Source organism: Nostoc sp. (genome assembly GCF_036917975.1).
In the GTDB taxonomy this organism is placed as follows: domain Bacteria; phylum Cyanobacteriota; class Cyanobacteriia; order Cyanobacteriales; family Nostocaceae; genus Nostoc.
Genome location: NZ_JBALEJ010000014.1, coordinates 80,468 through 103,103 on the forward strand (window position 1 = coordinate 80,468; position 22,636 = coordinate 103,103).

General features: G+C 41.4%; 18 protein-coding genes and 1 pseudogene. 12 read left to right on the forward strand and 7 right to left on the reverse strand.

The features are described 5' to 3' along the window. Positions 1-560: 560 nt before the first annotated feature. The gene (locus V7K76_RS05115) at positions 561-743 is read right to left on the reverse strand and encodes a hypothetical protein (RefSeq protein ID WP_334777802.1); all 183 of its coding nucleotides are present in this window, start codon (positions 741-743) and stop codon (positions 561-563) included. A gap of 335 nt (positions 744-1,078) precedes the next feature. On the opposite strand from V7K76_RS05115, the gene V7K76_RS05120 reads away from it, so the two are divergent. From V7K76_RS05120 to V7K76_RS05140, 5 genes are all read left to right on the forward strand, one after another. After that, positions 1,079-2,539 (forward strand): NHLP bacteriocin system secretion protein, encoded by a 1,461-nt coding sequence (locus V7K76_RS05120; RefSeq protein ID WP_334777801.1) that lies wholly within the window; start codon positions 1,079-1,081, stop codon positions 2,537-2,539. After that, positions 2,526-4,790, forward strand: a complete 2,265-nt coding sequence (locus V7K76_RS05125) for an NHLP family bacteriocin export ABC transporter peptidase/permease/ATPase subunit (RefSeq protein WP_334777800.1) — start codon at positions 2,526-2,528, stop codon at positions 4,788-4,790. Before V7K76_RS05120 ends, V7K76_RS05125 begins: the two co-directional genes overlap by 14 nt. After that, complete coding sequence (locus V7K76_RS05130; protein ID WP_334777799.1) at positions 4,783-7,701, forward strand: NHLP bacteriocin export ABC transporter permease/ATPase subunit; 2,919 nt, start codon at positions 4,783-4,785, stop codon at positions 7,699-7,701. The genes V7K76_RS05125 and V7K76_RS05130 overlap by 8 nt, the downstream gene beginning before the upstream one ends. A gap of 425 nt (positions 7,702-8,126) precedes the next feature. Then, entirely contained in the window at positions 8,127-8,756 is a 630-nt protein-coding gene (locus V7K76_RS05135) for a type I restriction enzyme HsdR N-terminal domain-containing protein (RefSeq protein WP_334777798.1), read from the forward strand. Positions 8,757-8,997: 241 nt separating this feature from the next. Beyond that, positions 8,998-9,378 carry a hypothetical protein gene (locus V7K76_RS05140; RefSeq protein WP_334777797.1) on the forward strand — a complete coding sequence of 127 codons (381 nt, stop codon included), beginning with the start codon at positions 8,998-9,000 and terminating at the stop codon, positions 9,376-9,378. 558 nt (positions 9,379-9,936) lie between these two features. Here the strand turns inward: V7K76_RS05140 and V7K76_RS05145 are convergent. Then, positions 9,937-10,116 carry a hypothetical protein gene (locus V7K76_RS05145; RefSeq protein ID WP_334777796.1) on the reverse strand — a complete coding sequence of 60 codons (180 nt, stop codon included), beginning with the start codon at positions 10,114-10,116 and terminating at the stop codon, positions 9,937-9,939. Positions 10,117-11,336: 1,220 nt separating this feature from the next. On the opposite strand from V7K76_RS05145, the gene V7K76_RS05150 reads away from it, so the two are divergent. Then, positions 11,337-12,413: a glycosyltransferase family 4 protein gene (locus tag V7K76_RS05150; protein ID WP_334774919.1), complete on the forward strand. Its 1,077-nt coding sequence runs from the start codon at positions 11,337-11,339 to the stop codon at positions 12,411-12,413. A 217-nt stretch (positions 12,414-12,630) separates the two neighbouring features. Here V7K76_RS05150 and V7K76_RS05155 read toward each other — a convergent pair whose 3' ends face one another. Next, a complete protein-coding gene (locus tag V7K76_RS05155) occupies positions 12,631-14,262 on the reverse strand; it encodes a DUF655 domain-containing protein (protein ID WP_334774904.1) in 1,632 nt (543 codons plus the stop codon). A gap of 218 nt (positions 14,263-14,480) precedes the next feature. Here V7K76_RS05155 and V7K76_RS05160 point away from each other — a divergent pair, with 218 nt between their 5' ends. Further along, entirely contained in the window at positions 14,481-15,650 is a 1,170-nt protein-coding gene (locus tag V7K76_RS05160; protein WP_334774918.1) for a cysteine desulfurase family protein, read from the forward strand. Between the two features lie 176 nt (positions 15,651-15,826). Here the strand turns inward: V7K76_RS05160 and V7K76_RS05165 are convergent. Further along, a pseudogene (locus tag V7K76_RS05165) lies at positions 15,827-16,105 on the reverse strand (amidohydrolase); the annotation flags it as partial. Positions 16,106-16,185: 80 nt separating this feature from the next. On the opposite strand from V7K76_RS05165, the gene V7K76_RS05170 reads away from it, so the two are divergent. From V7K76_RS05170 to V7K76_RS05190, 5 genes are all read left to right on the forward strand, one after another. Continuing rightward, entirely contained in the window at positions 16,186-16,965 is a 780-nt protein-coding gene (locus V7K76_RS05170) for a cysteine hydrolase family protein (protein ID WP_334774903.1), read from the forward strand. Positions 16,966-17,226: 261 nt separating this feature from the next. Next, entirely contained in the window at positions 17,227-17,682 is a 456-nt protein-coding gene (locus tag V7K76_RS05175) for a cupin domain-containing protein (protein WP_334774902.1), read from the forward strand. Positions 17,683-17,893: 211 nt separating this feature from the next. After that, a complete protein-coding gene (locus tag V7K76_RS05180) occupies positions 17,894-18,220 on the forward strand; it encodes a DUF433 domain-containing protein (protein ID WP_334774901.1) in 327 nt (108 codons plus the stop codon). Next, the gene (locus V7K76_RS05185; RefSeq protein ID WP_334774900.1) at positions 18,159-18,512 is read left to right on the forward strand and encodes a hypothetical protein; all 354 of its coding nucleotides are present in this window, start codon (positions 18,159-18,161) and stop codon (positions 18,510-18,512) included. The genes V7K76_RS05180 and V7K76_RS05185 overlap by 62 nt, the downstream gene beginning before the upstream one ends. 430 nt (positions 18,513-18,942) lie before the next feature. Further along, positions 18,943-19,818, forward strand: a complete 876-nt coding sequence (locus V7K76_RS05190; protein WP_334774899.1) for a bile acid:sodium symporter family protein — start codon at positions 18,943-18,945, stop codon at positions 19,816-19,818. A gap of 267 nt (positions 19,819-20,085) precedes the next feature. Here V7K76_RS05190 and V7K76_RS05195 read toward each other — a convergent pair whose 3' ends face one another. The 3 genes from V7K76_RS05195 to V7K76_RS05205 form a co-directional block, all read right to left on the reverse strand. After that, positions 20,086-20,319, reverse strand: a complete 234-nt coding sequence (locus V7K76_RS05195) for a hypothetical protein (RefSeq protein WP_334774898.1) — start codon at positions 20,317-20,319, stop codon at positions 20,086-20,088. A 59-nt stretch (positions 20,320-20,378) separates the two neighbouring features. Next, positions 20,379-20,603 (reverse strand): heterocyst-inhibiting protein PatX, encoded by a 225-nt coding sequence (gene patX, locus V7K76_RS05200; RefSeq protein WP_334774897.1) that lies wholly within the window; start codon positions 20,601-20,603, stop codon positions 20,379-20,381. Positions 20,604-20,716: 113 nt separating this feature from the next. After that, positions 20,717-22,477 (reverse strand): FAD-dependent oxidoreductase, encoded by a 1,761-nt coding sequence (locus V7K76_RS05205; RefSeq protein WP_334774896.1) that lies wholly within the window; start codon positions 22,475-22,477, stop codon positions 20,717-20,719. Positions 22,478-22,636: the final 159 nt, after the last annotated feature.

Sequence of the window (22,636 nt, forward strand, 5' to 3'; positions counted from 1 at the left end):
CACGGCACTGCCGTGCCCTACGGGTGTACCTCAGGTAAACGAGAACCGCTATAATACGGTTAAATTAAGAACAATATTAGATTGGGTTTCGCTATCGCTCAACGCAACAAAGCCTTTATAATGTTGGGTTTGGTTCTTAAACTCAAGCCTTAACTGACTGAATCATATTGTAGTATAAATGCCGCGAATTTTTACGAATCAGATAGTATTCTTATTTTTTAATCAAATTCAAAAAGGTAATTTTCAATATTATTCTTTGAGAAATAATATTGAAAATTACCTTCTTTAATGGTACGTTAGTTTGCAAAGTTTAGATACCTAGAGCAAACAATGCACTAGATAATGATAGGACTCCTGTCTGATTTATGAACAATATTTCAGATAAAACCCTAATCAAACGGGCTTTTCAGTCTCAGGATGTTTTCAAAAATCAAATTGGAGTCCTATATATAGTATTCCTAAATCATGAATGAGAAATAGTAAAGGCTAAAAAGCTTATTAAGGCTTGCTTTTAGCCTCCCTAAATTTCTCACAAATGAAATATGATTCCTATAGTAGAACTAGGGTTTCTTTACAGTACCGATTTTCCAGTTGCCAACAGAACCTTTAAAACCATTTAAATCTGGTTGACCCCCTTTGGTAGGAAATTTTATGGTGATTAAGTTCTTACCACCAGCGATTTGCTTGAGGTCTTCTTCTGAAAGTTCCGCAGTGAGGATGAATTCTTCGTTGTTGTTAGACATTTTTTTCTTCCTATTGAATCAGTGAATATGACAGCAAAAACAAATGAACAAAAAATGGTTAGCTTACTGCTTGTTTGTTGCAGCTTGCTTTTTTCCGCTCTTGTCTTTGTTGTTTTCATATTAATATCCGCTTAGGGGATAAATCAATTCACTATTTTTAGCCAAAAGTGATGTTTTTTATGATTAGAAGTATTGGTGTCGCAACGTTAGCTAAAACTTAAAAAGTGCATCTTTTCATAAAAATTCTTCCTTGTAGATAGGTATTGTCTTCTATATACTGACTACAGGTTATTCTAAGTTATTTGTTGACGGCAAAATTATAATATTAGGTATTCATGAGCGTTTCACCAAAGGAAAAGGAAAAGAATAAACTCTTCCGCCAAGAGTCTTTAGAGCGTTTATCTTCTCCTGAAAGATTAGACCAACTCATGCGCGTAGTTGATCCTAAAAGTTGGATACCGCTAGCTACCTTGGGTTCTCTATCAATAGTTGCTCTAGTTTGGAGTATTTTTGGGCGTATTCCGATTACAGTCGATGGGGTAGGAGTATTGGTTTATCCTAGTACAGTTGTCCCTATTCAGTCGAAATTTTCGGGACAATTGGTGGCTTTGAAAATAAAACAAGGAGATATGGTCAAAAAGGGAGATGTTTTAGCAACACTTGATCAAGTGGATCTCCGCGAACAGCTGCAACTTGCACGAGGGAAATTAGAACAGTTACAGTTGCAAAACCACGAAGCTAAGTTACTACAAAACAAGCGCAGAGATGGGGAAATAAAAACAATTCAAGAGCAACGAGAAACTCTTGAGCAAAGGCTGCAAATGATGCAAAACTTGACTCCACTTTTAAAGGAAAAAAGTTTGGTATCAATTCAGGTCGAGCGTCAGAATCAAACACAACGGTTGCAAACACTCCAAGGGCTAGTTCCTACATATAAAACACGATTTGCAAATCGTCAAATGCTGTTTAAAGAAGGTGCAATTCCTGATGACACGTTACTACAATCACGGCAAGAATATTTAGATAATATGGCTAGCATTGAGGAAGTCAAATCTCAGTTGAAGCAACTCGATGTCAAGGAAGCAGAAGCTTTACAACAATATTTATCGAATTTGAATGAAATTAAAAATATCAAAGCTCAATTACAAGGACTCAAGAGTCAGAAAACAAGTTCAGATCAACAAAACTTAGAATCTTCAACTTCGAGGAAAAAAGAAATTCAAGATACTCAGCGAGAAATTACCCGACTTGAACAACAAATAAACAGTAACAGTCAAATTGTTAGTCAATATTCGGGACGGATTCTCGAAGTAACTATTAATCCAGGACAGGTTATTCAGGAAGGAAATCGCATTGCCAATATTAATACGGAAAATCAACCTGGAAAGCTAGTGGGTATCACTTATTTCCCTGTTGAAAATGGTAAAAAAATTCAATCGGGGATGAAGATTCAAATCACACCCCAAACTGTGAAGCGAGAACGTTTTGGCGGTATTGTCGGAACAGTTACGGATGTCTCTCCGTTTCCTATCACTACTGAGGCGGCTGCTAATGTAGTAGGCAATCCGCAAATAATCGCGGGGCTAGTTTCTGAAAAGCAACCGGTTGTGATCCAAGTATCTGCCACTCTAGAGCCAGATTCTAAGACTTTTAGTAATTATAAATGGTCTTCATCTCAAGGTCCCAGAATGACCATTTCTGCGGGAACTACGACATCTGTTCGAGTCAAGGTAGAAGAAAGAGCGCCAATTACCTTTGTCTTTCCGATTTTGAGGTCTGTCAGTGGTATCTACTAATCCTACATTTACAATACCAATTAATATTGGGCTATACTTGCAACGATTTTTGTCGAAAGGCCGCAAGCGAGTCAAAACTCCGACAGTTTTACAAATGGAGGCGGTTGAGTGCGGGGCCGCAGCATTGGGAATTATTTTAAGTCACTATGGTCGGATTGTTCCCCTACCTGAGTTACGTCAAGAATGTGGAGTTTCCCGCGATGGTAGTAAGGCTTCTAATGTACTCAAAGCAGCAAGAAGTTATGGACTTGAAGCCAAGGGATTAAAACAAGACTTGGGACAACTACAAGAGCTAAATCTTCCCTATATTGTGTTTTGGCAATTTAACCACTTTCTGGTGTTGGAAGGATTTAGTGGACAGCGAGTTTATCTCAATGACCCTGCTAGTGGGCCGCGAACGGTATCTTTAGATGAGTTTGATGAGGGATATACTGGAGTTGTACTGGTTATGGAACCAGGGGCAGAGTTCGCTAAAGGTGGTCGCAAAGCTAATACGCTGTTTTCGCTACGATCGCGCCTCAAAGGTGCCATTGGTGCTTTAATTTACTGTACAGTCGCAGGTTTCTTTCTCACCCTGGCTGGACTGGTGGAACCTGTATTCAGTCAAGTATTTGTCGATGAAATCTTAATCGAGGGAAGACAGGCTTGGCTACGCCCGCTACTTCTGGGGATGGCAATTACCGCAGTTTTTCAAGGAGGATTAACGCTATTACGATTACGATACTTGCGTCGGTTGAAAATTAAGCTATCTGTAGCCATGTCTGGGAGCTTTCTCTGGCATATTCTCCGCTTACCAATGAGTTTTTACGCTCAAAGATTTGCTGGGGAAATTAGCGATCGCACTCGTCTTAATGACCAAGTAGCAAACGTTCTATCAGGACAACTGGCAACTACGGTCATTGATACAGTTATGGTCATCTTCTATATACTAGTCATGTTTCAATACGATCAAATACTGACTTCTATAGTAGTTGGCTTTGCTGCCATTAACATCCTCACCTTGCGATGGATTTCTCGCCAACGCATAGATGCGAGTCAGCGATTGATGCAAGAATATGGTAAAGCGGCTGGTGCATCCATTGCCGGACTGCAATATATTGAAACCTTGAAGGCATCGGGAGTAGAGTCAGATTTCTTCTCTAAATGGTCTGGTTACTACACCAAAGCAATTAATTCTCAGCAGGAATTGGGAATTACTAACCAAATTTTTTCGGGTTTGCCTGTGTTGTTGACTTCCCTCTCATCAGCTTTATTACTTGTGATTGGTGGTTGGCGAGTTATGGAGGGAAATCTGAGCATTGGAATGCTTATTGCCTTTCAAGCGATTGTCGAGAATTTTGAACTGCCTGTTAACAATTTGGTTGGCTTTGCTGGCACTCTTCAAGAACTAGAAGGGAATTTAATCCGTTTGGATGATGTGTTAAATAACCCAACTGACACATCGATAGAAAATAGAAATAATTCGTTGTTATCTGTACAGTATAATTCAAATATAGCTCGTCTTCAGGGGTATATCGAATTACGCAACTTAACTTTTGGATATAGCCGTTTAGATTCTCCCTTAATCGAAAATTTTAACTTATCAGTTCAACCAGGGCAACGGGTGGCTTTAGTCGGTGGCAGTGGTTCTGGTAAATCAACCGTTGCCAAACTAGTCACAGGTCTCTACGAATCTTGGTCAGGAGAAATTCGTTTTGACGGACAATTAAGAGAAGAAATTCCCCAGGAAATATTAACTAATTCCATCGCTTTAGTTGAGCAAGATATTCTCCTATTTTCAGGAACAGTAAAGGATAATTTGACTTTATGGGACACTACAGTTCCAGATAAAAATTTAAGACAAGCTTGCCAAGATGCTGCTATTGAAGATGTCGTAAACTCTCTGCCTGGAGCATATAATTCAGAGTTGATGGAAGGAGGGGCAAATTTAAGTGGTGGTCAAAGGCAACGGCTGGAAATCGCCCGTGCGTTAGCGCAAAATCCTTCTATTCTGGTTATGGATGAAGCTACCAGCGCCTTGGATTCCGAGGCAGAAAAGATTATCGATCAAAATCTGCGCCGCCGTGGTTGCACTTGTCTAATTGTTGCCCATCGCTTGAGTACTATCCGTGATTGTGATGAGATTGTTGTTTTAGAACACGGCAAAGTAGTGCAGAGAGGGACTCATGAAGAGTTGTGGCAAGTAGAAGGGGTATACTCGCGGCTGATTAGAAGTGAAGGAGAAGCTATTGAGGAGATAAAGAATGGTTAACCAAATTAGCGATCGCCACTTTCAAGGAAAAGTATATCCTCTTAATGGCAATGAACCAATCCTACTCAATGACCCACAGACAGTTTGGATAGTTCAGTCTGGCTCTGTAGGGCTGTTTGCCGTCACCGTCAAAAATGGCGTAGTTGCAGGAACTCGCCGTTATCTTTTCAGCAGCGACTCTGGAGAAGCTTTATTTGGTACTGCTTCTAGCCACGGCTCAAATGACTGGCAGATATTGGCAATACCGATGGGAAAAGCAAAGTTACTAAAAGTAGAAAGCGAATGCTTCCGGGAATTAGTCGCTAATGCAGATATTAATATTGTCGGATTGGTGGAAGGATGGTTGCACAAGTTCAACGCCACACTTTTGTCAGCCGTTATACCTCCCATTCAGGTGAGGGCATCTGGGCAAGAACGATTTTCGCTCATCAATGGTCAAACTTTGCAACCAACACCAAATACAATCCTGTGGATACAAGTTCAAGAAGGAGTTTTATACTCCCTGGGAATTAAAGAACTTACCCTGACACCACAAACAGCAATACTACCCTTGACTTCTGCTATGTGGATAGAAGCAGGTGGTGCAGTACAAGTAGCGACAGAAATCACTAGGGAACTACGGGATGCAGATATCTTACTTTCTGGACTATCTCTGCTTCATAAGCAGTTTCTTTTTTGGAATCAACTGAGGGAACAAGAAGAACGCACCGAAGAACTACAACGTCTAAAAGCGCGGGAAAACCTGAATCAGCAGGTGACAGCAGAAGCTTTGGGAGAGCTAGCATCACCATTGATGCCTCCAAAAGCTGAATTTTTTCAGGAAGGCACACCCCTGTTAGTGGCTGCTGGCGCAGTTGGTAGAGCTATGGGGATGAAAATTTCTGCTCCTGGCAAATCAGAAGATATTAAACGAATTGCAGAACCTTTGGAAGCCATCGCCCGAGCTTCACGCTTACGGATGCGGCAAGTTTTACTCCGGGATAAATGGTGGCAGCAAGATTGCGGCCCTTTGGTAGGATATATTCAGAAAGATGAAGACACTGATCCAGTGGCCTTGCTGCCTATTTCTGCCAATCGTTACGAACTCTACGATCCAATTACCCAAACCCGCATCCCCATTAATGCAGAGATTGCCGCTAGTGTAGTTCCAGTTGCATATATGTTTTATCGGTCTTTTCCCGATAAAGCTCTTTCTGTTTTTGACGTAGTTAAATTTGCACTTTCCGGTCGCCGTAAAGACCTGTTGATTATTCTTTTTGCTGGTGTGAGCGTGACCTTACTGGGAATGCTTGTTCCCCAGGCTACTGCGATTTTGATTGATAATGCAATTCCTGATAGCGATCGCAATTCCTTAATGCAAGTTGGTTTAGGATTGCTAGTTGCAGCGATCGCCACCGCCCTATTCCGCTTGGTGCAAGGATTTGCCCTACTACGATTAGAAACTAGTTCTGATGCCAGTACACAGGCTGCTATGTGGGATCGGCTGTTGAATTTACCCGTCTCCTTTTTTCGCCAATATACCACGGGAGATTTGCTGTCTCGCACCAACTCTGTCAGTCAAATCCGTCGTCAGCTAGGCGGGACAATTTTAATCCAGCTAATTACCAGTTTGTTCGCTTTTTTAAATTTAGGACTTTTATTCTACTACAGTGCGGAACTATCTCTCATTGCTGTTGCCATAGCCATAGTAACCATTGCTGTCACTACTATTTCTGGAATGATTCTTGTTCATAAAGTTCATCCCCTACTAGAAATCGAAGGAAATATCTTTGGGCAAGTTGTAGAGTTAATCAACGGTATATCTAAACTCCGAGTTGCTGGTGCCCAAAAGCGCGGTTTTGCCTTCTGGAGTAAAAATTACAGTCGGCAAATCAAACTCGAACTTAGCACTCAACAAGTTGAAGATGCGGTGGCTGTGTTCAACACGATCATGCCAACACTTACTTCGGGGATACTTTTTTGGTTTACAGTCCAACTACTAATGAAAGCGGAAATGACTGGCACAGCCGGACTAAGTATTGGGACTTTTCTGGCCTTCAATAGCGCTTTTGGGACATTTGTTGGCGGTGCAACAGGGATGAGCAACACCGTGACTGATATTTTACAAGTTATCCTCCAATGGAAACGCGCTCAACCGATTGTCCAGATGTTGCCCGAAGTGGAACAGAATAAGGCAGATCCGGGTAAACTGATGGGGAGAATTGCAATCGATCGCGTTTTTTTCCGCTACCGCAAAGATGGCGCTCTGATTTTAGAAGACGTTAATATTAATGCTGAACCAGGAGAATTTATTGCACTGGTGGGAGGTTCTGGTAGTGGTAAATCTACGATATTTCGATTACTACTAGGTTTTGAGACACCTGAAGAGGGTAGCATTTATTATGATGGTCAGGACTTATCAGGACTAGATGTGAGTGCTGTTCGCAGACAGTTAGGGGTAGTTTTGCAGAATGGCAAAATTATGTCCAGTTCGATTTTTGAGAATCTGGCTGGTAGTGGAAGGATTACCTTGGATGAAGCTTGGGAAGCATCTAGGATGGCTGGGTTTGCAGATGACATAGATGCTATGCCAATGGGAATGCATACTGTCATCAGTGAGGGAGGTGGTAATCTCTCTGGAGGACAGCGACAACGACTTCTGATTGCCAAAGCCTTAGTATTAAAACCTCGGATTTTGCTCTTTGACGAGGCAACCAGTGCCTTAGATAATAGAACCCAAGCAATTGTTAGTGAAAGCTTAGATAAATTGCAAGTTACTCGGATTGTCATTGCCCATAGACTAAGCACAATTCGCAATGCTCATCGGATCTACGTACTGCAAGCAGGTAAAGTTGTCCAGCAAGGAAGTTTTGACGAGCTAGCTTTTAGAGAAGGGCTATTTGCTCAGTTGATGCAACGACAAATGGCTTAACCTAGTACCGCAAGGCGGAATTCAAAATGACGCTCTCTACGAGACGCTTCGCGAACGTAGACTCGCTTGCCGCCGGCGCTAACAAAATTCAAAATTCAAAATGAATAGAGCATAAGGTTTTCAGAGATTTTGAATGGTATGTCTATTTACGCCGTGGTGTACTAGTACAACACAGCGTAAATAAACCACCCATTTAAAATAGTCAGAAAGCTTACAAAATAAGCATTTTTTCTTTTTACTTTTGCCTTCTTGTACTAGGCGTGGTCCGATTTGGTTCCTAGTAAACTACTTAATTATTGAATCACTGTGGAGATTTTATGATTACTTCGGAGATAGCTTGAAGGTGGAATATCCCACAGGTTCCGGGGAAGAAATGACGTTAAATTCAATTATCCTGATATTAGGCAAGTAGTGTAAATTTAACCATGACCACAAGCATAGCCATCGCAGAAAAAATTACCACCCTTCGCCAAGTCGAGGAAAAACTGGGGTTAAAACTAAGTGGTGATACCCAATTTTTTACCGAATGGATGGCAGATTTACCAGCATTAAGTGAAGCAGAGCAGACAAGATTAGAACAAGTTCGACAAAACTATCTCTACCAAATCTCAGATGGAAGTCTTTTAGAAGAAACTGTCAAAATGGTTGTGCTGTCACCATTACTTGAACTTGCAGGCTTCTATCAAGCACCTTACAGATTTAAAACCGAGGTATCCGTTGATATTGTTGCACAAGGAGATAATGATGAGATTTTACGGGGCAGAATTGATGTTTTAGTTCTGCAAGCTAAATTATGGATTGTGCTAATTGAGTCAAAAAAGACAACTTTTGATTTAGAATTAGCGATTCCCCAAACATTAGCTTACATGGCGATTCATCCCAACCCAGAACAACCTCTGTATGCCATGATTGTCAATGGTAGCAGCTATTTGTTTGTCAAAACCTTGGGTAAACAGTATGGTATTTCCGATCTATTTGCAACCCGATCGCAATATCTTAACAATTTATCTGGAGTTTTAAGAATCCTCAAACATTTAGGTAGAATTATTACATAATTATAAGTTACTTACAGCACTGTTACATTGTTTCTTTGTTACATTATTCTCTAATTTCCGATTCCAGAACCTTCAACAATTTCTCTTCCAAAGCTCTCAAATAAGCGCGATTCAGCTTCCCGAACGACTCCAAAAACTTCTGCATCTATTACTGCAACGTATTTTAGTTAATATTTTTTCTATTAACTAATAACTTGGCATAACAAGTACTGAAGAACCCAAATTTACAGCCAGACAAACTATGAAAATTTCCGAAATATCGATAGAAACTCTGGAAAAAATCAAGTCAGTTAGGTGGGATAGAATTATTGAGAAACATGAAGGACCAGAAAGTTGGGAATCGGTTTTCAGATATGAAGAACCAGAATTTTTGTCAGTGGAAGAATGCTCAATATTATTACCTGTAGATAAATCACATCATCCGAATATGACTATAATACGTTGTATCTGGAGTGCGGATAAGAATTCTGTAACAGTTTTTCTATCAGATACTACCTATGAAGATGATCCATTTTTTTCGGGATTTATGGCAGTATGCGATCGCCTGAAGAATGAAGAATTTTTCTTAGCAATCTTGTATCATGAATGGTTTATTATTGAAAAAGCCGCAGTTTGTGAATAAAGAATTTTCAGTAGTTGTTCAAAAAACGGACAGATTTTCAGAAAAATTATGATAAATCCTTCTGCTACGCGACACGCTACGCTAACGAGCGTCAGATTTGGGATTTGGGATTTTAGATTTATTCCCCTTGACTTCGGGCGGGGCATGAACCAAAAATTCTTTTAATCCAAAATCTAAAATCTAAAATCGCTAGTCAAACATCAGTCAATTAAGGTATTTTTGGTTACAAAATAAGGTGACTATGGTGAGGGCAGAAGGTCAGGCAATACGGTTCGGATAAGCTATGGGGGAAAAACTACCAAAAAAGCAGTTGTTGCTCTCAACATTGTAACTTTGGTGTTGTTTGTGATTTGTAACTTTGGTGAATCCTTAGCCGTGACCCACGACCAAAGGCTGTTTTAGATGGTAATGTTTTACTAAATAACGAACCCATTTGCTCAACTCCCTTAGCAGGGCTATTAACCCAAATTGCTAGTTATTGATTCAGGCAACACGCTTTCTTGCCCAATTCAGCATAGAGCCAAAAATTTTGGATGTTTTTCTTTCCCCTCCTTTTCATCAACGTTCATAGTGACCGCGAATCCATACTCGATGGTGATTTCTTCTCTGCCAATGTCCAGGAATCCACCTGTGATGATGATGACCACCAATATCGATTACTAATGCTGATGCTTGTTTTGGCATGGCAGCAATAAATAGTGGTAATGCAACTAATAGACCTGCAAGCATCCGTTTCATAACTAATTTTCCTTAAATACCAATTGGCTTTTACAAGTAAGTCTAACTTGATAATTTCGGCTTTTTCTCTCCCATAAGTTCAGTAAATACTGGTAATTTATTCTTCTTAGAGAGAGATTTTCTTTCGAGAGCAATTGAACCATTGGATGAGAATACATTAGTTCCCCAGAATTTTCCGACTTGATTCTTGAGGCGAGGCAATGTCCTTATGAAATATGAATGGATAGAAATAGATGCCTACTCTAGTTGGTCAAATTCAGTAGATCACAAACTTTTTCCCAAAGGGCGATCGCTTACAATTTTACCAGTACACTAAGTGCTATATATTACATAGTGCATAAATGAAACTTATCATTATTTAAATTGTATGTTATTTAACCGAGTACCGTGGGTTTAAGTCCCCCGGTTCAATAACCGGTAAGTTTTGGGTCGGGGTCTAAATCCCCGGACGCGACGCTCGAGTACTCGCTTGCCGCCGGCGCTATCGCAGACTCGCTTTGCGCGTCGCTTTCACAAAACTTACTTGCGACTTGCGAGAATGGCACTAAGAAAAGCCCAAAAGCATGTGTAGCCTCGTTCCCAGCCTCCAGGCTGGGAATGTATTCCGAGAGGCTCTGCCTCTCGTCAAGCTACTGGAGGCGGAGCCTCCCAGAATGGGTTCCCAGCCTGGAGGCTGGGAACCAGTCAGGGCAAGGGCTGCATCTTAACTTAGTGCCATTCCGACTTGCGACTTGTTTTAATTCTTATTCCTTAATTTATCCAAACAGATTTACGGAAATCTACCCTTTGAGCGGCTACAGGTTATCCTTGAGAATAGGGAAAGCCGCCCAAAGAGTGTCTACGCACTTGATTCTTTAATTAACATTTTAAAATCAGATGATTCACAGGCAATAATAGAGCTTTTTCGCCTATTATCACCATTTAAACGTGGTTTTTGGCGATTATATGAAGTTTCTATTTATCAAAAAATCTATATTTAAAATTACACAAAATCAAATAAAAATTAATAGTTTCGAGTATAGTTACCTCTTTAGTAGTGGGTGATTTCCGTACTAAGATAGATATAAAATATAGAAGTAACAGCATAAGATTTAAAGGAAATTCTTAATAAGATTAGTAATCTGAAGTTACTTTCTGATGCCAAGTGAATCAATTACAAGCACTAAAACAACAGAAATAAAAAACTTCTAATTCAAGTTTTATTTTTTAGGAGGTTTATGATGAGAATTGCTCAAATAGCTCCATTGTGGGAAAGAGTACCGCCCCCAGCTTATGGTGGCATAGAGTTAGTAGTAGGGTTACTGACCGATGAATTAGTCCGACGCGGACACGAAGTAACTCTATTTGCATCGGGCGATTCTATTAGTCTGGCAAAACTAACATCAGTTCATCCCCGTGCCCTCAGACTCGATCCTACTATCAAAGATTACGCCATTTACGAGATGCTGAATATTGCTTCAGTGTATGAACGCGCAGAAGAGTTTGATATTATTCACTCTCATATCGGACATGGGGCACTGGCTTACGCAAATCTTGTCAAAACCCCTACAGTTCATACGTTGCATGGTATTTTTACCCCTGACAACGAAAAGATGTTTAGTTTTGGGAAAAAACAACCCTACGTCAATATTTCCAATTCACAACGAGAACCAAGGTTAGGATTGAACTCTATAGCGACGGTTTATAACGGGATTGATGTTAGCAGTTATGAGTTTCACTCTCAATCACAAAATCCCCCCTACCTGGCGTTTTTGGGTCGAATGTCTCCTGAAAAGGGAGCGCATTTAGCTATAGAAATTGCCAAACTTGCCGGTTGGCATTTAAAAATGGCAGGTAAGATAGATGTTGTTGATGTCGAATACTTTGAGAAGGAAATCAAACCGCACATTGATGGAAAGCAAATTGAATATTTGGGTGAAGCCAACCATGTTCAAAAAAATGCCCTCATGGGTGGTGCAGTCGCAACTCTGTTCCCGATTACTTGGCGAGAACCCTTTGGATTGGTAATGATTGAGTCAATGGCTTCGGGTACGCCAGTGATTGCAATGAAATTGGGGTCTACTGAAGAGGTAATTTCCCACGGTCAGACGGGTTTTCTTTGCAATAATATTCAAGAGTGCATCAGTGCTATCGATCGCGTCACAGAGTTAGATCGGTACGCCTGTCGTCAGTATGTTGAAAACCTTTTCAGCGTTGGGCACATGACTGATGGCTATGAGGCGGTTTATCAACAACTAATAGCAGAACGATTTTCCCAAAATGGGCATTTCCGCAGTTTGGTTGATTTAGCTAGCTAGCGATCGCATTTAAATATCGCATCTATCTGGTTTTAGAACCAGGGCGAATAGAATGATGCCTCCGGCACGCCAAGGGCGAACGCGGCTACACAAACATAGACGCTTTGCGGCTTCCCGCAGGGTAGCCCACCTTCGTGGGCTAATGAAAAATCAGGCTTTTTTTCAAAAAATTAGCTGTATTTACCAATTAGCAATTGCTAAAAGTAAATAAAAATTCCTACCAAGCCACGCGATCGCTCCATTTTCCCAACATCTTAGCACTCACTCCTGGAACTCGTTCTAAGTCTTGTAAAGATGTAAATCTCTGCTGTTGACGACTAATAATTATTCCCTGCGCTAATTTTTTACCCACGCCAGGGAGAGTTGCCAATTCTTCTAAACTTGCAGTGTTAATATTTACTTTTTGAATTGCTTGAAGTTCAGCTGATGAAGAAGTTTTTATTTGCGGACACCGTGTTTGTTCTAATTTGATTTTTTCTTGAATTGCTGTTGGCAATCCGGGTTTAATTTTGCTATAGAGACGCGCAAATTCTCGGACATAATGGGCAGCGACTATCGGATTTTCAATTACTACAAGAGTTTCATCATTACCATTATTGGCAGCATCAGACCAATTATGAGAACCTGTAATTACTGTTTGACTGTCAATAACACCAAATTTGTGATGCAATAAATCGCCTTTGGCTAACACAGGTACGCCCACGGTAGTAATTGGATTTGACCAAGGATGATTATCAATTTCATATTTACATTTGTTACTGAGAGCAACGCCCATCATATCTAAGGCTTCACTATAAGGACGATAGGCAAATTGTGGTTCAATTAAAGCGCGAATTTCCACACTTTGTTGATGGCGTTTTTCTAAAATATTGGCAAGACGCTGTTCGGAAAGAACAAATAATGCCATGTCAATAGATTGGGTTGCTGAATCTAAAGTTTTACCAATTAAACCATTACTACTGTTACTCCAAGGTTGAGTTGGAGAAGTAGGCGAAAATTGCACAGTAATTTGGGTATTACCTAAAGTTATTTGTTTAGGTAAACGCATTGGCTTTTTTAAACCAAATCGACTATCTGGTTTACCTCCTGGGCCATCTCCCCACATAATATTAAACTCTTCTGTAAATAAAGATGCTAATTCTGGGCTGTCAATTTGCAATAAGTTATTGGCATTGCCTAAACTGCTGGAATTTGTAAAATCTCCAGAGGTGTCACTTAATGTAAAATTAGCTGAAGTGATAATTACAAAGCGATTGTCCACAATCACAAACTTGTGATGCATCAAACTGCTACCTGCTGAACCATCTGCTCGATCGTCTAACCAGGGAATTTTGGCATTCTGCAAAATTATCAAAGCATCCCTTTGATTAATTTCTGTTGGACTAAGTTGATTATCTTGGTTAATATCGATAAATTTGCGGGATTCATTATAGCGTTCCCGTTCTCTTTTATCTAACTTACCGACTTCAGTAGATGTTAAGCTACTCCAAGGTCGGCTGTAGGTATTTTCTAAAATTATCCTGACTTTTACCCCAGCTTTTTGTCTATCAGCCAGTGCCTGGGCAACTTTGGGTAAACGTAATTCTTGTACCGCCACATCTACTGTAGATTTAGCGTGGGTAATAGCATCCGCAATCTGTTTTTCTAAATCATCCCCAAGGCGAGTTTGCTGACGGTAACTTTCTTGGTATTCTGAAGACTCAGAATGGTTAAAGTAAACTTGAACTAACGGATCTTGTGGTAAGGGTGCTGGACGTTGATTAGAAGACTGGACTCGTTGACAACCAGCGAGGGAGAATATCAGTAAAAAGATATATAAAAAATATCTTTGCCTAGAAATAACTTGCACTGTAATCTGTTAAAAGTGGATTGGGAGTGGACATATTTATCATTCCCAAAATTTTGCGTTCTGAATTAAGTAGAAAAATAACTTTCCTAGTATTGGGAAAAATCCACCGCTAGAGGCAGAATTACAGAGATTTTTTCAGGATTTGTCCACTAAAACTGTATATGCTGACAAGAACAGCAGTCTACTACTAACCTGTGTTCTCACCATTATTCGGTTATATGCAAATTTATCTAGATTACAGCGCCACTACACCCACTCGAAAAGAAGCGATCGCAGTTATGCAAACAATCCTCACTCAACAGTGGGGCAATCCCTCCAGTTTACATGAGTGGGGACAACGGGCGGCAATGGTTGTAGAACAAGCCAGAGTCCAAGTTGCTGGTTTAATTAACGCCGCTAGTCCTGAATCGATGGTTTTTACCTCTGGTGGTACTGAAGCAGATAATTTGGCGATTATGGGTGTGGCTCGATTGTATGCTGTTCCTCAACATCTAATTATCTCCAGCGTTGAGCATTCCGCAATTTCTGAAACAGCACGATTTTTAGAAACGTGGGGTTGGGAAGTTACACGCTTGTCTGTAGATGTGAAAGGCAGAGTTAATCCCTTAGATTTAAAGGCGGCGTTGCGACATAACACAGTTTTAGTTTCTATAATTTACGGTCAAAGTGAAGTTGGGACTGTCCAACCGATCGCAGAACTGGGTAAAATTGTGCGAGCGCATGGTGCTTTGTTCCATACAGATGCAGTCCAAGCTGCGGGACGTTTACTCATAGATGTGCAACAACTCCCAGTAGACTTACTTAGCCTTTCTAGTCATAAAATCTATGGCCCCCAAGGTGCAGGGGCGCTGTATGTGCGTCCTGGCGTGGAATTGATGCCTTTAATAGCTGGTGGTGGACAAGAAATGGGACTGCGTTCTGGTACGCAAGCAGTACCAATAATTGCCGGATTTGGTGTCGCAGCAGAATTAGCAGCGCAAGAATTGGCTACAGAAACACCACGGTTAATTGAGTTACGCGATCGCGCCTTTGCCCAATTAGCTGAGATTCCTGGTTTAATTCCTACAGGGGATAGCTGCGATCGTTTACCTCACCATGTCAGTATGTGCTTAGAAAACGCCGATGGCAAAAAACTGAGCGGTAAAACCTTGGTACGACAGCTAAACCTTGCTGGCATCGGCATCAGTGCTGGTGCTGCCTGTCACAGTGGTAAACTTAGTCCTAGCCCGATACTTTTAGCGATGGGCTATTCCGAAAAAGCGGCTTTGGGGGGAATTCGCATTACATTGGGGCGTGATACCACTGAAGCTGATATAGATTGGACAGTGATGGTGTTGAAGCAAATTTTGCAAAGGCTGACACCGGATTTATCTTTAGTTAAGCGTTAAATCAGTTGTGGGGTGTAATTTTTCAACCCAGATGAATAGGCTACCACAGAGACACAGAGAAGCCAGTGCGTTGGGCGGGTTCCCCGACTTGTAGCAACTGGCGTGACACAGAGAGAAGAGAAATAGAGAGGATTTTTTCGTCAGTTTTGGGATATTTTTTTATTTGGAATTCCCTAAACCTGTTCGGGATCGAGGGGGGCAAAATCATACAGTTCTGCCAACCATAATTCTAAAGGAACGTTGACATAATTCCTCGCTGCCACATCTCTGATGAGTGGGTGTGGGCGTTGAAAAAGCCAGGTAGCAGTAGCTTATTTTTGCCATCGATGACAATGCCAATTACTTGTAGATTGGGGGAAATGGCTGCAATTTTACCATCTACAACCTATACATCTACCGTTGCATAATCATCACTGATAGCAATCAAAACATTCTGGATAGGTGAAATTTAACATATTTAACCTTGATTAAGCAATTGTATTATTGACTGAATTTCAAGTTAAAAATAGAAAATGGTGTAGGGTATTGCAATTTTATGAATCTGCCTTTTCGGACATTGGGAGTATCACCAAATGCGTGGACAGTGAATCATGCGATCGCAGATATCACTCGTCCTCAAAAGACCCCACAGCCTGTTATTTTATCAACAGAAACAAAAAACCTGCATCTAGACTTGGCAAAAGCTGCTATCCTCGTCATTGATATGCAAAACGACTTCTGTCACCCTGATGGCTGGTTAGCGCATATCGGCGTGGATGTAACTCCGGCGCGTCAGCCCATTGAACCTTTAAATAACTTACTTCCCGAACTGCGTGAGGTTGGTGTTCCAGTCATTTGGGTAAATTGGGGGAATCGTCCCGACTTGCTCAATATTAGTGCTAGTTCGCGTCACGTCTATAATCCCACAGGGGAGGGTGTGGGATTGGGCGATCCACTGCCGAGCAATGGTGCTAGAGTACTTATGGCAGGTAGTTGGGCTGCGGCAGTAGTAGACGAACTAGAACAGCTTCCCGAAGATATTCGTGTGGATAAATACCGCATGAGTGGGTTTTGGGATACGCCATTAGATAGTATCTTGCGGAATCTGGGAAAAACAACATTATTTTTTGCTGGTGTTAATGCCGATCAATGTGTGCTAACCACGTTATGTGATGCCAACTTCTTAGGATATGATTGCGTTTTAGTTAAAGACTGTACCGCTACTACTTCTCCTGAATATTGTTGGCAAGCGACACTGTATAACGTCAAACAATGCTTCGGTTTTGTTGCTGAATCGCAAGCAATTTTAACAGCGCTGCATCATAGTGAGGAGTGAATCTATTTTGGATTTTGGATTTTGGATTTTGGATTTTGGATTTTAGATTGATCCCATGTATAAATACTCCTTCTTATGATCAAGGATTTTAGATTTTTTATCGCTATCGCGTTTAAATTCGCTTGCCATCAGAAATTTTTAAGTTTTGGATTCTGGATTGAATAATTTAAAATCCAAAATTTAAAATCTAAAATTCTGTGATTCAGAATTTGGATTTGAGGAATTTTCATACCCATCGATAACTTCAGAGGGGATAAATCAATGTACGCTACTCGTTGTGTAATTCCGGTGATCAAATCTCCCAAAGATTACCAAGTATATCGCATCAGTCCCAACGATACTAATCGATTAGCAATCATCTTTGATTCGATAAATGCTAATACTTCATTGACTTGCTGCATAGAAATTTTTGATGTTGGTGGACAAACACCGCCAAATCGCCATCAGTGGGCAGTGGAAATGTTTTTTGTTCTCAAAGGAGAAGCGATCGCTATGTGTGACGGCAAGAGTGCCACGATCAAAGCTGGGGATAGTTTATTAGTGCCTCCTACTGGAACTCATTTGATTAAAAACACTGGTTCTACTCGCTTGTACACTTTGACTGTTATGGTTCCCAATGAAGACTTTTCAGAATTGATTCGCAGTGGTATTCCGTCAGAGTTAGATGCAGAAGATATGGCAGTGTTGGGGAGATTTAATGCTTTGATGCCCTGTTAAAATAATAGACATCTCCGAAAAAGAATTGTTTTGACGTAGCAGTGCTACGTCTCTACAAGGGTTCTGGGTAACGCATCTTTAATTTCTGGAGATGTCTAATTCCTAATACAGCAGTTTTCTTTTGCATAAAGTATAAAGCTACGGGTTTTGAGGCAGGAGTGATGAGAAAGCGCTAAATTAGTGGATAAAGCTAAGTTTCCCGTAAGCTAAAATGTTTCTTACCATAGCAAGCGATCCTATACCTCTATCACCTGATTCTGATGGCGTTGTGCGTGTTAGTAATACTCGTGTAACCCTTGATACTGTCATTGCCGCCTTCTTGGAGGGTGTTACAGCAGAAGAGATTGTCGAGCAATATCCATCTCTTCTGCTTGCAGATGTCTACTCGGTGATTGGCTACTACCTTCGACGGAAAACTGAAGTTGATGCTTATCTAAAAATTCGACAAGAACGTGGCATCCAAGTTCGTCAAGAAAATGAGCGTCGTTTCAATCCGATTGGGATACGCGATCGCCTCATGGCAAGACTTACCCACTAAGGGCAGAGTTGAAATGCTGCGCCTTTTAGCAGACGAGAACTTTAACAACCAAATTGTTAGAGTCATTCTGGAATGGGCGGCGCAACAGGGTCGGATTCTATTAACTCATGATGTAGAAACAATAACTCGATATGCTTACGAGCGTGTACAAGCAGGGTTACAAATGCCAGGGGTATTTGAGATTAGTCGCAGCGTCTCAGTGGGATTGGCAATTGAAGACATATTGTTGATCGCGGAGGGAAGTTTTGAGGGCGAATGGGAAGGACAAGTGCAATATCTCCCTCTTCGTTAAAGTCCCAGCGCGGTTTAACAATTCAAAGATTTCCCAGGTTTGTTGATGTGGGAGCATCCCAAATGTGCAAAAACCTTGATAGCCCTCATCCCCTAACCCCTTCTCCCAAATATGGGAGAAGGGGAACTAGAGTTATGTCTCCCCTCTCCCAAACATGGGAGAGGGGCTGGGGGTGAGGGAAAAGATTTAAGCAAAATTGGGATGCTCTCGTTGATATGGCGATCGGCTTTTAGCTAAAGTCTACTGAAGTAGACTGGAAATTTTTGGCGATATTTAGTCATCTTCAGATGACTTTCGCTATTATACGAGAATTTCAATTCCCGGCGGACAAGCGGTTTCACGTTAAGTTGACAAAGTTTCTGGTATTCATACCAATGCTCATATTGCCCATCCCACAATAAATAATTGGATATTTTTTTAATCAAAAATCATGAGCGATATCTTTCCACTAATCGACAAGCTAGCATTTCTCACATTTATTGTTGCCACCATGCTGGGCACTGGTTTACGTCTAACCGTACAGCAGATTTGGGAACCACTCCGCAATATTCGTTTAATCGTCTTATCTTTGGTAGCAAATTTTGTTTTGGTACCGCTTTTTGTGTATTTACTGCTGCAAATAGTGCCTCTGAGTGAACCAATCAAAGATGGTTTTATCATCATGGCAATAGCAGCAGGCCCCCCGGCTTTACCCAAACTTGCTCAAATAGTCAAAGGTAATGTAGCTTTCTCCACAGGACTGATGATGTTGCTGATGTTTGGCACAATTATATACATGCCCATCGTACTACCCTTAGTTTTGCAAGGAGTACAAGTTAACTCTTGGGAAATTGCCAAACCCTTGCTATTTTTGATGTTAAGCCCATTAGCCATAGGGTTATTTATCAAAGCCAAATTTGCTGCGATCGCCTCTAGCTTCCAGCCGATTGTGTCGAAAATATCTAGTGCTGGATTATTTTTAGGTCTAGCAGTGAGGCTGGGTGTACATTTTTACGAAATTATCACTTTATTGCAAACAGGTGCAATCCTGGTTTGTGCGGTTTTCATTGTATTTTCCTTTTCCGTAGGTTATCTTTTGGGCGGCCCTGGTATCGATACCCAACGAGTACTAGGAGTAGGAACCGCTCAACGCAATTTTGCCGCAGCATTATTAGTGGGTACGAGCAATTTCGACGATCCCAACGTCGTGAGCATCATTATGGTGACGAGTTTACTCATGTTGGTCATAGTTCTCATCGCCGGACAAAAGTTTACAGAAATTCAAGAAGAAAAGATTCTAGAAATAGACCAGGTAAGTCAAGAATAGTAAGATTTGTTAGCAAGTGCATTGAAGAAGAATTCAAAAGATCTGAATTCAGGAGCGGAGCCGGAGATGCTCCGCCTCCGATCAGAATCAAGACGCTCGTTCCTCTCTACGAGAAGCCATGCCGCAGGCTTTACGCTACGCTATCCGCTTTTTCGGTCAGAATTCATGCTGAATTCTGACGACTGACGCATTTATTCTGTTCGATAAACCTATACTACTTCTACGAATCCATGCGCCAGATAAGCAAGAGATGAAACGAAAGAGATTTTATGCTTCGGCAAAGGACGCTAAACAAGCGTCGGAGCAAAGATCAATTTCTAGCTGATGTAGATAACCAGCTACTCGCTGTTGATCAAGGCACTGAATTTGATTTGCGTTTTGATCGGCAGGATTGATGCCAACTATATAGCTTGCAGTTGAAATACTAAGCGATCGCTGAAGATTTCCGTGTTTCAACTGTATATATTTCTGCCAGAAAAGCTGTGTAAAAAATGTTAACATAACGTCCTGTTTTCTGGTAATTCTGTTCCTTTGGGAAAAGAGGCATTACCCTACAGTAGTTAAGCCACAGCATAGATATTTCTGAGTTTTTGTGTCAGTTCCCTACGCCCACTACCGCGATGCCGTGGCAAATCATCTGTACTTTCTTCAGATGCTACCAGCCAGTGTTCGGAAGCAGGCGTGGAAGACAGCCCTGTTGATAAGTGATTGACCATTGCTTGGTGGTTAAAAGCTAAGGGGCCGAACACCAGACTCGATATTAAAAGTGAAATGGCAGCACGCATAGCAAATGTCTATTTTGGAACTCTCCACTTCACTGATACTTAGCTTTTTGATGAATATCCGGACAATTTATCAAAAAGTATTCTGTTTTACTGAAAATAAACTCCTCTTATCCTTAGTTTAAATGTTCGACTAATAACCAATTACCAGAGTGATTGTAACGACCCCACAATGTAACTAATTTTTCGTCAGGATAAGCGCGTAATTGCTGGTCAATGTGCGATCGCAAAGTCACAAGCTGCCAATTTTGCCCTTGATATGCGGCTGGTGTTGTGACAGTGAATCTGTATTCCTGCTGTGACAAGCGGTAAAAAATGCCTGTAAAACAGTTACTTTCCGGAATTAATGCCTTCCCCGATGGGTAAGGGCAATCGCCACTAACTGGATAGGCTTGTGGGTTCTCTAAGTAATACAGTTGCCAGTGCCGCCAATCCGAATGATTGGGGGGAAGATTAAACAAAGGAATAATTAGCGCTTTTGAGCGATTATCTTCTAATAAAGCCGTTTGGAGCTTTCTAATAGGTAAATCCCTCGGCTGGCAGTTTAATTCAACACATATCGCCGCCGCCATCCCTGCTGCTTGACCAATGCCCATAACCACAGGTTGTAATCTGGTAGCGCCATTGGCAATGTGGGAGACAGAAATATTCTTCTCACAGACTAAGAAACCATCTGTTGTAGCTGGAATTAAACAACTGTAGGGAATTGTAAAAGGAGTTCCAGTCCAACGTCCTCCCCAGCGAATCGATTTAGGTTGCAGTGGGAATTCAACACCAGGATAATGATGGTCATTGGCGTAATTACCAACTGCGATTGCTCCGCAAACGCCAAGGGCGAACGCATCATTAAATATAGATGCAACTCTACCTCTGGCGATCGGCAAAATATCCTGTTCGCGGACAGTCGTTAGCCCCACTAAGCGGCGGCTTTCCCGGTAATAAGGATGCAGTGCAAAAGCTGTAGAGGTGTGAGGAAATACTTTTTCTGCTAAACCATAGCGACTACCAAGCTGATTTTGGATAAAACGGGCAAAATTTTGGCTGTGCCAGCGAGATTCTTGGATGAATTCACCTCTGGTTACATCTGACTCTATCAACCTCCCTACCCCTTCGCCGTAGTCATTGCCACAGATTGGCCAATTCATCATAAATAGACCACCAGGCAAACGTCCATAATTTAAAAATGTCTCTGCTCCATAGCCATCCCAAGCACCTGTAAACTGGGATGGATTATAGTTAGGTGCAGCCGGAATTTCTGGGGCAACGCCTTCACCAAAGTCTTGCATAATCACTACATAAGTGGGCGCTTGCACAGGATATCTTTGGGTTAAAGAGTTAAAAGCTACTGGGGCGCTGGGTTCTCCCCACTCCGATTGCAATTCCCAACCCCAACGGTAAGGTATGTTAGCTAAAGCTAATAAATCTCCTAATTCTGTGCCATCGAGAATAACCTTGGCTGTGACAGCAAAATCAGCAAAGCGCACACCAGTAATCGAATCACCTTGTCGGAAGACTTCTAAAGGTACTTGTCCCGAAATCCAGTGTAAATTGGGCAATTCCTGCACCCAATCAGCAAAAATCTCTGCCCCAATCCGGGGATCGTAACTAAAAAAGCTTACCCAGCTATTATCTAATCCTCCCAACTGTCGTTGTCGCAATTCTTGCAAAAACGCACCCCATAACCCCGTTTGAAAGGCTTCTAATTCATTGCCATCAGGTGCAGATACTCCAGCCGAAGTTAGCATTCCTCCTAACCAAGGAAATTCACTCACCAAAATGGTTTTAGCTCCCCGTCGCGCCGCTTGGATAGCAGCCGCAGTCCCTCCAGTTCCTCCACCAACAACTAAGATATCAGCTGTATATGTCTGATGAACCATGACCAAATCCTCTACCAGGGTTAGCTATCTAGCTGATTTCGGTTGATCCTTGGCTCTACTTTTATCAGCTGAGTTTATAATTCACCTCTAGAAATCAGCTTTTGTCAAGTTTAAGAAGACTTTTCTAAGCACTAAAGTGCTGACTAGAAACCCTGAAAA